We start from the raw sequence: 11,683 nt of genomic DNA, 5'->3' as shown, positions 1-11,683 counted from the left end.
GCCACCACGGCGCCCTTTTTTTGGATTACAGCGTCCAGAACAGCACCGCCAGCAGCTGCGGCGACATGATGCGCAGGAACATCGCCAACGGATATACGGTGGCGTAAGACAGCGCGGCGGCGCCGCTGGTGGGATGCAGACCGTTGGCGAAGGCCAGCGCCGGCGGATCGGTCATCGATCCCGCCAGCATGCCGGACAGCGTCAGATAGTTCATCTTGCCCACCGTGCGCGCCAGAATGCCGACGCTCAGCAGCGGAATGGCGGTGATCAAGGCGCCGTACCCGACCCACGTCAGCCCCTCGCCGTGCAGCAACGTATCGATGAAGTTGCCGCCCGACTTCAATCCGACCACCGCCAGAAACAGCACGATGCCCAGTTCGCGCAGCGCCAGGTTGGCGCTCGGCGGCATAAACCAGTACAGCTTGCCGATGCTGCCGATGCGCCCCAGGATCAGTGCCGCCACCAGCGGCCCGCCGGCCAGCCCCAGCCGCAATGCCGCCGGGAAGCCGGGCACGAACAGCGGAATGGAACCGAGCAATACCCCGAGACCAATACCGATAAAGACCGGCAGCATCTGCACCTGCTGCAGTTTTTGTTGGGCGTTGCCGACAATCGCCGTCACCGCGTCGATGGCCTCCGGCCGGCCGACCAGGTTGAGAATGTCGCCAAACTGCAGCGTCACGTTGCTGCCGGCCACCAGCTCCACGCCGGCGCGGTTGAGGCGTGAAATCACCACGTCATACTTTTGCTTCAGATTCAGATCGCGGATTTTCTTGCCCAGCACCTGCTCGTTGGTCACCACCGCCCTCACCACCTGCAGCGCAGTGCCGCGCGTCGACAGCGAGGCATCCACCTCTTCGCCGATCACCAACCGGGCGTTCTCCAGATCTTCGCGTTTGCCCACCAGGTGCAGGTAGTCGCCAAGCTCCAGCCGCTCGTGCGGCGCCGGCACCATCAGCAGCTCCCCGCGCTTGAGGCGCGAACAGACGATCGCTTCACCGTTGAGCAGCGGCACGCTTTTGATCGCCATGCCCTGCAGATTGGGGTTGCGCACCGCCACGTTGATGGCGTGCAGCAGCTCGCGCTGATTGCCCAGACGGCTTTCAAACGCCTGCGCCTCACGCTCGATGTTGATGCGGAAAAACAGCCGGATCAGCCACATCACCAGCAGGATGCCGCATATGCCGAACGGATAGGCCATGGCGTAGCCCATCCCCATGCCGTCCACCAGCGCCGGATCGGAACCGAGATCGGTCAGGATTTGTTGACCGGCGCCCAGCGCCGGGGTGTTGGTGACCGCGCCGGAGAACACGCCGAGGATGATCGGCAGCGGCACGTCGAACAGCTTGTGTACCGCCGCCGCCACTATGCCGCCGGTCACCACCAGCAGCACCGCGAAGGCGTTGAGTCGCAGACCGGAGACGCGCAGCGAAGAGAAGAAACCGGGGCCGACCTGGATGCCGATGGTGTAGACGAACAGGATCAGGCCAAACTCCTGAATAAAGTGCAGCATGTCCCCGTTCAGGCTGATTTGCCCACTCTGGGCAAAGTGGCCAACCAGGATACCGCCGAACAGCACGCCGCCGATGCCCAGCCCGACGCCATACAGCTTCCAGTTCCCCATCCACAGCCCAATGACGGCCGCCAACGCCAACATGCTGACGGTCAGGGCGATATCGCTCATAGGTCACATCCTTGCCAAAAAAGTTGAACACGGGATTTGCGGCCAAAGACACACAATTAACAAGGATTATGGCATCGGGCAGAAGGGGGGACTGTGGCACGCGCCACATAACGCAGCGAGGGAGATCCGTTGGGATCTCCCTCGCATGATGATGACCGCTTTTCAGTCGGTTATTTCGCTTCCAGCTCCGGCGTCGCACCGATGGCGATACGCTGCGGCTGCAAGGCTTCCGGCACCTGACGCACCAGATCGATGTGCAGCAGGCCGTTTTCAAATTTGGCTTCGGACACCTGCAGATGCTCCGCCAGGGTGAAAGTCAGCTGGAACTCTTTGCACACCAAACCTTGATGCAGGTATTCAACCTGTTTTTCCGGCGGCGTGGGTTTACCGCTGACGGTCAACCGCGGCCCTTCCACTTCGATATTCAGTTCGCTTTGCCGGAAACCGGCCAGCGCCAGAGAAATGCGGTAGTGATTGTCATCACTTTTCTCGATGTTATACGGCGGGAACCCCTGAGGTTCCTGGCCGCCCATTGAACTGGCCAATTTATCAAAACCAATCCACTGACGCAGAAGCGGGGATAAATCGTAATTACGCATAGGAACAACTCCTTTCATTAAGCGAGATGTGTTTATTCAGCCCCCTGACGGCAGGCTAATCATGACTTCATATTTACCGGCAGCGTACCTGCCGGCGAAACGGAAATTTATTTAATTTCGATGCGGCGCGGTTTTAATGTTTCCGGCACGATGCGTTGCATGTCGATATACAACAGGCCATTCTCCAGTTTGGCGCCTTTAATTTGAATATGTTCGGCCAGCTGGAATTTACGCTCGAAATTACGCTCGGCGATGCCCTGGTATAAATAGGTTTTTTCTGCCGGTTCATTGTTGTGCGCCCCGCGCACGATCAGCAGATTATCCTGCGTGGTGATCTCCAGCTCCTGCTCGGCAAACCCGGCTACCGCGATGGCGATCCGATAATGATTTTCATCCACCAGTTCGACATTATAAGGGGGATAACCGCCGTTGCCCTGACTCTGGCCAGCCTCCAGCGCGTTGAACAGGCGATCGAAACCAATGGCGGAACGGTATAGCGGGGAAAGATCAAAATTACGCATAAAACAGCCTCCTAAGGCACTTCAGCGAGGTTGAAATAAATACGCCTTCCACTCTGGACAGGCTAATTAAGCCAGAATTCCCTTACGGCGAATTCTCAATTCGGCTCTGATGATAAAATGGGGGTTGCTTTCATCAATTCAACAGGCGAGGATCAAAAAAAATTTGCATCAATAAGGTAAAAGTTTTTTTTACCACTTACACTAAAGTGAGAGAGCCGCCACAGAGCGGGATTTTGCTTCTTTTAAAGCAGCAACAGGATGTTATAAATCAGCTTAATTTAGGGGAACAGCAACCCTGCAGGATGGATTAATGACGACGATGAAAGCGATAGCGACGGGCTGCATGTTGTTGGCGACCAGCGGTTGCTCCAGCGTAATGAGCCATACCGGCCCGAATCAGGGTTACTATCCCGGCACCCGCGCCAGCGTGGACATGCTGAAGGACGACAACACCAGCTGGGCGATGATGCCGCTGGTGGCGCTGGATCTGCCGTTCTCCGCGGTGATGGATACCGTGCTGCTGCCTTACGACTATCTGCGCTCCGGCAACGACGCCACCACAGACTCGCCAAAAGCGCGTATCCTGCGCAGCGAGCAGCAGAATCTGGCGGCGACCGGCAATCCCGGTCAGGGCGACGACAGCACCGCCACGCACTAATCGCACACGCAGCGGGTCATCAGGCCCGCCTTACGCCTCAACCACAAAGATCTGGTTGAACCCCGCTATCTCGCGCATAAACGCCACTTTCTTGCCATCCGGCGAAAACACCACGGCATCCCCCGACGGCGGCTGCACGCTGCGCGGCGTCAATCGCTGCAGGCGGCCGCTGGCCACCTCGCACAGCATCACGCTGTTGTCGCACACCAAGGCTATCGTCCCGCCCTGCGGGTGCCAGCTGAACGCCGACTGGATGTCATGCTCGCCACGGCTGACCTGGCGCGGCTCACCGCCGTTCGGCGACACCGTCCACAGTTGCACCACGCCGCCGTCGTCCTTCATCAGAAAAGCTATCTGGCTGCCGTCCGGCGAGCTGCGCAGCCAGTGGCGCGGCGCACCAGCCACGCCAGGAAAACGGCGATCCCCGGTAAAGGTTACCCGCCGCTGCCTGACGCCAAGCGGCGGCGCCGGCAGCTCGCTTTCCGTCCCCTGCAGCGGCAGAGCGCCCGCCCGGGCGTAGTCGACGTCGTTCTCCGGCAGATCGACGATAAACACCTCAGACAGCTTCTCTCCGGCGGCGGACAACGTATCGCCGATAAATGCCAGCGCCCAGCGCTGCCGGCTGCCGTCGGCCTTACGGTAGCCTTCGCGGCCGATCCAGCCTTCTTCGTAAGCGCGATTAATCTGATCGCTGCCCGGCCGCGGCTGCGGCACCGTCTCGCTGACCAACACGCAATAGTGGCTGCCGTCGTACTCGCGCGGGTGCTGTTTTGGCGGGTTAACCCCGTGCAGCGGCACGGCCACGCCGACGTTGCGCAGATCGCGCGCCGGATCGCGTTCATGCATCACGTGATCGTTGTAGGTAAAGCTGAGGCGGCTGCCGTCCGGACTGAAAACGTGCACATGGCTGCCGCCGCGCAGCGCGCCGGGCGTATAGGGCGCGGTGATATCCAGCGCGTCGAGGGTGATGGCCAACTCGCGATCCGGTTCGCTGACGATCACTCCGCGGCGGTGGTGAAAATCATACTGCCAGGCGCTGTCCGGGTGCTCAGGTCCGTGAATAAAGGCATAGCGCGCCGGCGCATCGGGGCTGACCGTGACCACGCCGACGTGGGCGCCGTGCTGGGCGCGATAAATCACCTCCACCGCGCCGCTGGCGACGTTGACACGCTCGATGCTGAGGCCGGTGAAAGAGGCGCCGCGCGGACGCACGTCATAAGCCAGCCATTGGCTGTCCGGCGTCCAGACGTTGATATTGGTTAACTGATGCCCGCGTGGGTCGAAAGTCAGTTGTTTTTCCCGATGGCTCATGGCGGCTCTCCTGCACATGCTGGCACTGAGCCGTCATCTTACCGGATCGCCCGCAGCGTTTCATATGGCCTGTGAGGGTGAGGCGGGAGGAATTTTTCGGTTCGAAATCACGCAATTATTTTTCAGCGTCTTATCATTTAAGCCGATCGACGGCGTCGGCAGGAAATAAGCGGCCGACTAGGCGATTGTATTCCTGCCGGCGAAACTCAACGGCGCCAATGTAATAGGGTGGGTGATGAAAACCCTATTTTTTCATTCTCATCTTCCTTATAAGAATAAGGCAGCGGCGGCGCCTTACTTAACGCAAATAAATAAAAAATCGTGCCGCTAGACGACCGGTTTATGATTATTTTCACCGAAAACGCAATGTTCCTTCCGACCGTTGCCGTTTTCTGATCGGTGTGCCCGAGGGTCGGGCTGCGGGGTTTACAACTAATACAAAAAAGTACAAACTGGATTTTTAGTCCAAACAAATCTTCTGGAGCCGGTATGAACACCCTCTTCGATGCCATTGTTTCCGCTCATCAGCAACTGCGCCCTCAGGTGCGGGTCACGCCGCTGGAGCGCAGCGTGCTGCTTTCTCAGCAATTGGGCTGCGAGCTGTATCTGAAATGCGACCACCTGCAGCACACCGGTTCCTTTAAATTTCGCGGCGCCAGCAACAAGCTGCGGCTGTTGGATAACGAGCAACGCCGGCGCGGCGTGATCGCCGCCTCAACCGGCAACCACGGCCAGGCGGTCGCTCTGGCGGGGCAGCGTATGGGCGTTGGCGTCACGGTTTATGCGCCGGAGACGGCGGCGAGCATCAAGCTCGACACCATCCGGGCGCTGGGCGGCATCGTGGAATTGGTGCCGGGCGATGCGCTGAACGCCGAACTGGCGGGGGAACTGGCCGCACGCGAACAGGGGAAAACCTATATCTCGCCGTATAACGACGAACAGGTGATCGCCGGCCAGGGCACCTGCGGCATGGAGCTGGTTGAACAACTCGCCGATCTGGACGCGGTATTCGTGGCGGTGGGCGGCGGTGGCTATATCGCCGGCATCGGCACCGTTCTGCGGCAACTGTCGCCAAACACGCAGCTTATCGCCTGCTGGCCGGAAAACGCCACCAGCCTGTACAGCGCGTTGGAAGCCGGCCATATCTTCCCGGTGGAAGAACAAGAAACCTTGTCCGACGGCACCGCCGGCGGCGTCGAGCCGGGCGCCGTGACCTTCCCGCTGTGCCAGCAGCTGATTGACCGCAAAGTGCTGGTCAGCGAGGCAGAAATCAAACTCGCGATGCGCCGGATCGCCGCCAGCGATCGCTGGATTATCGAAGGCGCAGCAGGCGTGGCGTTGGCGGCAGCGATCAAACTGGCGCCGGAATACCGAGGCAAAAAGGTGGCGGTAGTGCTGTGCGGTAAAAACATCGTGCTGGAGAAATACCTCAAGGCCATCGCCGATGCGCATCCTTAATCGGCAGCAAATTCTCGCCGCGTTCGACGCCGAGACCATAACGCCGCTGCTGAAGCAGGGTTTTATCGCCTACTCGCAACAACGGGTACAACAGCCCCCGGCGCAGCATTTCCTGTTCGAACAGGCCGCCGGCGACTGCTGCATCAAATCCGCCTGGTTGGAAGGCGACGAACTGTTCGTGGTCAAGATCTCCACCGGTTTCTATCGCAATGCCGAACAAGGCCTGCCGAGCAATCAAGGGCTGATGATGGCGTTCTCCGCCCAAACCGGCGAGCCCCGCGCACTGTTGCAGGATGAGGGTTGGCTGACCGCGCTGCGCACCGCACTGGCCGGCCGCATCGCCGCCGATCTGTGCGCACCGCCGCATATTCAGGCGATAGGCATGGTCGGCACCGGCCTGCAGGCGCGGCTGCAGCTGCAATGTCTGAAACCGGTGACCGATTGCCGCGAGGTATGGGTGTGGGGCCGCAACGAACAGGCGCTGGCGGCGTATCGACGCGATGTCGAGGCCGAGGGTTTTCGGGTGCGGGTCACGCAGGATGCGGCGGAGCTGGCGGCGCACTGTCAGCTGATCGTCACCACCACGCCCAGCCGCGAACCGATTTTGCAGGCGGCGGATATTCGGCCCGGCACGCACATTACCGCGGTGGGCGCCGACGCGCCCGGTAAGCAGGAGCTGGCGACCGAGCTGGTGGCCCGCGCGGACGCGCTGCTGGTCGATGCACTGGCTCAGTGTACAGACTATGGCGAGATCGCAACGGCTTATCGGCAGCACAAGCTGATTTCAACGCCAATCGTCGAAATGGGCGCCGCATTGGCGCAGGGCGGACGGGTGCGACGCGAGCCGCATCACATCACCATCGCCGATCTCACCGGGCTGGCGATTCAGGATCTGCAGATCGCCAAAGGGGTGTTGGCGAAAGTATAAAGAGGCGCCGCAGCGCCCCGCGTTATCAGGCGTTGAGCACGAACTTCTCGATAGCGCGCGCCACGCCGTCTTCGGTATTGGCGCTGGTGACAAACTGCGCCACCGCTTTCAGTTCGGGAATGGCGTTGCCCATCGCAACGCCGACGCCGGCATATTCGATCATCGCCGTATCGTTGGCCTGATCCCCCAGCGTCATGATGTTTTCCCGCGCCACGCCCAAATGCTCGGCCAGCATTCTCACCCCGGCGCCCTTATCGACGTTCTTGTGCAGGATCTCGAGGAAATAAGGCGCGCTTTTCAGGATGGTATAACGCTCGCGCGTTTCCGCCGGGATGCGCGCGATAGCGCGGTCCAACAGCTCCGGCTCGTCGATCATCATCACTTTAGGGAAACGCATCTGGCGATCCATCTCTTCCACGCTGCGGTATTTCAGCGGAATGCCGGTCATTTCCGCTTCGTGTATGGTGTACTTGCCGATATCCTTGTTCGGGGTATACAGGGTATCGAAATCAAACGCCTGGTAGTGAACGCCGAACTCGCGCGCCATCTGCTCAAAGTGCAGATAATCCTCAAAGCCCAGCGTTTCTTGCAGAATGCAGGCGCCGTCAGCCGCACGCAGCACCAGCGCGCCGTTATAGGTGATACAGAAATCGCCAGGGCCCTGAATGTCCAACTGGCGCAGATAGTCCTGCACGCCGACATATGGCCGCCCGGTGGCCAGCACCACGTGCACCCCTTTGCGCCGCGCCGCCGCGATAGCCTGCTTTACCGCCGGCGTGATTTGATGCTGCGGATCCAGCAACGTGCCGTCCATGTCGATCGCAATCAGTTCAATAGCCATTCAACGCTTCTCCCAGTGGTTTTTATTCATGCTAACGCGTTTCAGCCTCGGCTGTCAGCGCCAAAAAAGGCCAAAAAAAATCCGCGCGGGTCGCCCGGCGCGGATTTTCACAGCCATTAACGCATCAGATATCGATGTTCGCCGCTTTCAGGGCGTTTTCTTCGATAAAGGCGCGACGCGGTTCAACCGCATCGCCCATCAGCGTGGTGAACAGCTGATCGGCAGCGATGGCGTCCTTGACGGTCACGCGCAGCATGCGGCGGCTTTCCGGATCCATGGTGGTTTCCCACAGCTGCTCCGGGTTCATCTCGCCCAGACCTTTATAACGCTGTACCGACAGGCCGCGGCGCGACTCTTTCACCAGCCACTCCAGCGCCTGCTCGAAGCTGTCTACCGGCTGACGGCGTTCGCCGCGCTCGATGAACGCGCCCTCTTCGATCAGCCCGCGCAGCTGCTCGCCCAGCTGGCAGATCTTGCGGTATTCGCCGCCGTGGATGAAGTCGAAGTCCAGCTTGTAGTCGGTATCCACGCCGTGGGTGCGGATGCGCAGCGCCGGCTCGAACATCTGGCGCTCACGGTTCTCGAAGATCACGAAATCATAGCTGCTGCCGTGCTGCTCTTTGTCGTTCAGCGCCTGCACCAGCGACGCGATCCAGGTCTTCACCTTGGCTTCATCGCTGAGATCGCCTTCGTTCAGCGTCGGCTGATAGATCAGGCTGTTCAACAGCGCGCGCGGGTAGCGGCGCTCCATGCGGCCGATCAGCTTCTGCACGCCATAGTGCTCGGCCACCAGTTTTTCCAACTGCTCGCCGCCGAGCGCCGGTGCGCTGGCGTTGGTGTGCAGCGTGGCGCCGTCCATCGCGATGGCGATCTGGTACTGATCCATCGCCTCATCATCTTTGATGTACTGCTCCTGCTTGCCTTTCTTCACCTTGTACAGCGGCGGCTGTGCGATGAACACGTGGCCACGCTCGATGATTTCCGGCATTTGGCGGTAGAAGAAGGTCAACAGCAGCGTACGGATGTGCGAACCGTCGACGTCAGCATCGGTCATGATGATGATGCTGTGGTAACGCAGCTTGTCCGGGCTGTACTCGTCACGGCCGATGCCGCAGCCCAGCGCGGTGATCAGCGTCGCCACTTCCTGGGAAGAGAGCATTTTGTCGAAACGCGCCTTCTCGACGTTGAGGATTTTCCCCTTCAGCGGCAAGATAGCCTGGTTCTTGCGGTTGCGCCCCTGCTTGGCAGAGCCGCCCGCGGAGTCCCCTTCCACCAGGTACAGTTCGGACAGCGCCGGATCGCGTTCCTGGCAGTCCGCCAGCTTGCCCGGCAGGCCGGCCAGATCCAGCGCGCCTTTGCGGCGGGTCATCTCACGCGCTTTACGCGCCGCTTCGCGCGCGCGCGCCGCGTCGATGATTTTGCCGACCACGATTTTCGCGTCGCCCGGATTTTCCATCAGGTAATCCACCAGCTTCTCGTTCATCAGCGTTTCAACCGCGGTTTTCACCTCAGAAGAGACCAGCTTGTCCTTGGTCTGAGAGGAGAACTTGGGATCCGGCACCTTCACCGACACCACGGCGATCAGGCCTTCACGCGCGTCATCGCCGGTGGCGCTGACCTTGGCCTTCTTGCTGTAGCCTTCCTTCTCCATGTAGCTGTTCAGCGTACGGGTCATCGCGGTACGGAAACCGACCAGGTGCGTGCCGCCGTCGCGCTGCGGAATGTTGTTGGTGAAGCAGTAGATGTTTTCCTGGAAACCGTCGTTCCACTGCAGCGCCACTTCCACGCCGATGTCGTCTTTCACGGTGGAGAAGTAGAACACGTTCGGGTGGATCGGCGTTTTGTTCTTGTTCAGGTACTCGACAAACGCCTTGATGCCGCCTTCGTAATGGAAGTGGTCTTCACGGTCAGTGCGCTTGTCCTTCAGGCGGATAGACACGCCGGAGTTGAGGAAGGACAGCTCGCGCAGGCGCTTGGCCAGAATGTCGTACTCGAAATCGGTCACATTGGTAAAGGTCTGGTGGCTTGGCCAGAAGCGCACCATAGTGCCGGTCTGCTCGGTTTCGCCCACCACGGTCAGCGGCGCCTGCGGCTCGCCGTGGCTGTAAGTTTGTTCGTGCACTTTGCCTTCGCGGCGGATCACCAGCTCCAGTTTCTCCGACAGGGCGTTAACCACCGAGACGCCCACGCCGTGCAGGCCGCCGGAAACTTTATAGGAGTTGTCGTCGAATTTACCGCCGGCGTGCAGCACGGTCATGATGACCTCTGCGGCTGAAACCCCTTCTTCCGGGTGAATGCCGGTCGGAATGCCGCGGCCGTCATCCTGCACCGATACCGAGTTGTCGGCATGGATGGTGACCTGAATGTCGCTACAGTGGCCCGCGAGCGCTTCGTCGATAGCGTTGTCCACAACCTCGAATACCATGTGGTGCAGACCGGTGCCGTCATCGGTATCGCCGATATACATGCCCGGGCGCTTGCGCACCGCATCCAGCCCTTTTAATACCTTGATACTTGAGGAGTCATAAGAATTCGACATCAACGTTTCTCGCTCATTTTAGTCCTGTGGTTGAACCTCTATTTTACCCTGTTCCACGCGGAACATCTTGCCCTTTTCACCGGCCATGTCGGTCACTTGCTCAGCGCTGACCGCGCTGACAAAAACCTGGGCCTGGGTGGCTTTCAGGCGATCGGCCAGCAACCGGCGACGGCCGGTGTCCAGCTCGGAGGCAAAATCATCAATCAGATACAGGCAACGCCGCCCGCTCTGCCGGGTGAGAAACTCACCCTGCGCCAAGCGCAACGCGCACATCAGCAGCTTAAGCTGACCGCGCGATAACAAATCCTCTACCGGCGTGCCGTCGGCACGAATGCGAAAGTCCGCTTTATGCGGCCCCACCGCGGTATAGGTCAACGCCCTGTCGCGCTCAAACTGGCGCTCCAGCAGCTCGCCGTAATCGCTCTCTTTATCCCAGCCGCGCTGGAAGGAGAAGCTCAGGGCGAATTCAGGCAGAAACTGCGCGCAGGTCGCGGTGATATCCGCGGCGATCGCGTCGCTGTATTCCGCCCGCCATTCGCTGATGCGCTCCGCGAGCGGGATCAGTTCCTGATCCCAGGCGCGGATCTGCGCATAGCGACTCACCTGGCGCAGCGCGGCATTGCGCTGCTTCAGTAACCGTTTCAGGTTGCTCCAGGCGGTGAAAAAACCGGGTTCGTTATGAAAACAGCCCCAGTCCAGGAAAGCGCGCCGGAATTTCGGCCCGCCGTTCAGCAGGGTAAAACCTTCGGGGGTGATCAGCTGCATGGGCAGCAGCTGCGCCAGCTCGGCCACCTTGTGGCCGTCGCTGCCATCGATGCGTACTTTGCTGTCACCCTGACGGCTCTTGCTCAATCCTACCGACAGCTCGCGCTCCGCGCCTTCGATGCGGCCGTGCAGCACGAACTCCGGTTGGTCGTGGCGAATGACCCGACCGGCCTGCAGGCTGCGAAAGGCGCGGCCATGGCCGAGCGTATACACCGCCTCCAGCACGCTGGTCTTGCCGCTGCCGTTGGCGCCGACCAGGAAGTTGAATCCCGGCGCCAGCGCCAAATCCGCCGCCTCGATATTGCGGAAGTCTTTAATCAATAAACGCGTCAGAGCCATGCAATCTCTTTACCGATGACGGTGCTGTAATTCAAGGTAA

10 protein-coding genes are annotated in these 11,683 nt (G+C 60.2%); 3 read left to right on the top strand and 7 right to left on the bottom strand.

Annotation, left to right across the window (positions count from 1 at the left end):
• Positions 1–25: 25 nt before the first annotated feature.
• From ACJ8PL_RS20060 to ibpA, 3 genes are all read right to left on the bottom strand, one after another.
• Entirely contained in the window at positions 26–1,684 is a 1,659-nt protein-coding gene (locus ACJ8PL_RS20060; RefSeq protein ID WP_016929592.1) for a putative transporter, read from the bottom strand.
• 170 nt (positions 1,685–1,854) lie between these two features.
• Positions 1,855–2,283 (bottom strand): small heat shock chaperone IbpB, encoded by a 429-nt coding sequence (gene ibpB / locus ACJ8PL_RS20055; RefSeq protein WP_004933922.1) that lies wholly within the window; start codon positions 2,281–2,283, stop codon positions 1,855–1,857.
• Positions 2,284–2,390: 107 nt separating this feature from the next.
• Positions 2,391–2,804: a small heat shock chaperone IbpA gene (gene ibpA, locus ACJ8PL_RS20050; RefSeq protein ID WP_004933919.1), complete on the bottom strand. Its 414-nt coding sequence runs from the start codon at positions 2,802–2,804 to the stop codon at positions 2,391–2,393.
• 310 nt (positions 2,805–3,114) lie between these two features.
• Here ibpA and ACJ8PL_RS20045 point away from each other — a divergent pair, with 310 nt between their 5' ends.
• Positions 3,115–3,462, top strand: coding sequence for a YceK/YidQ family lipoprotein (locus tag ACJ8PL_RS20045; RefSeq protein WP_049299620.1), 348 nt, complete (start codon positions 3,115–3,117; stop codon positions 3,460–3,462).
• A gap of 30 nt (positions 3,463–3,492) precedes the next feature.
• Here the strand turns inward: ACJ8PL_RS20045 and ACJ8PL_RS20040 are convergent, their stop codons facing one another.
• Positions 3,493–4,773: a DUF3748 domain-containing protein gene (locus ACJ8PL_RS20040; protein WP_049299621.1), complete on the bottom strand. Its 1,281-nt coding sequence runs from the start codon at positions 4,771–4,773 to the stop codon at positions 3,493–3,495.
• 489 nt (positions 4,774–5,262) lie between these two features.
• On the opposite strand from ACJ8PL_RS20040, the gene ACJ8PL_RS20035 reads away from it, so the two are divergent.
• Together ACJ8PL_RS20035 and ACJ8PL_RS20030 are read left to right on the top strand one after the other, a co-directional pair.
• Positions 5,263–6,231, top strand: a complete 969-nt coding sequence (locus ACJ8PL_RS20035; protein WP_016929596.1) for a threonine/serine dehydratase — start codon at positions 5,263–5,265, stop codon at positions 6,229–6,231.
• Positions 6,218–7,159, top strand: a complete 942-nt coding sequence (locus ACJ8PL_RS20030) for an ornithine cyclodeaminase family protein (RefSeq protein WP_079450358.1) — start codon at positions 6,218–6,220, stop codon at positions 7,157–7,159. The genes ACJ8PL_RS20035 and ACJ8PL_RS20030 overlap by 14 nt, the downstream gene beginning before the upstream one ends.
• Before the next feature lie 25 nt (positions 7,160–7,184).
• Here the strand turns inward: ACJ8PL_RS20030 and yidA are convergent, their stop codons facing one another.
• The 3 genes from yidA to recF form a co-directional block, all read right to left on the bottom strand.
• The gene (gene yidA, locus ACJ8PL_RS20025; RefSeq protein WP_016929598.1) at positions 7,185–8,000 is read right to left on the bottom strand and encodes a sugar-phosphatase; all 816 of its coding nucleotides are present in this window, start codon (positions 7,998–8,000) and stop codon (positions 7,185–7,187) included.
• Between the two features lie 124 nt (positions 8,001–8,124).
• Positions 8,125–10,539: a DNA topoisomerase (ATP-hydrolyzing) subunit B gene (gyrB, locus tag ACJ8PL_RS20020; protein ID WP_016929599.1), complete on the bottom strand. Its 2,415-nt coding sequence runs from the start codon at positions 10,537–10,539 to the stop codon at positions 8,125–8,127.
• Between the two features lie 18 nt (positions 10,540–10,557).
• Complete coding sequence (gene recF, locus ACJ8PL_RS20015; RefSeq protein ID WP_004933895.1) at positions 10,558–11,643, bottom strand: DNA replication/repair protein RecF; 1,086 nt, start codon at positions 11,641–11,643, stop codon at positions 10,558–10,560.
• Positions 11,644–11,683: the final 40 nt, after the last annotated feature.

Origin of the sequence: Serratia sp. CY83965, assembly GCF_052166375.1 — a bacterium.
Classification (GTDB): domain Bacteria; phylum Pseudomonadota; class Gammaproteobacteria; order Enterobacterales; family Enterobacteriaceae; genus Serratia; species Serratia marcescens.
This window is presented reverse-complemented; position numbering and strand designations above follow the sequence as displayed.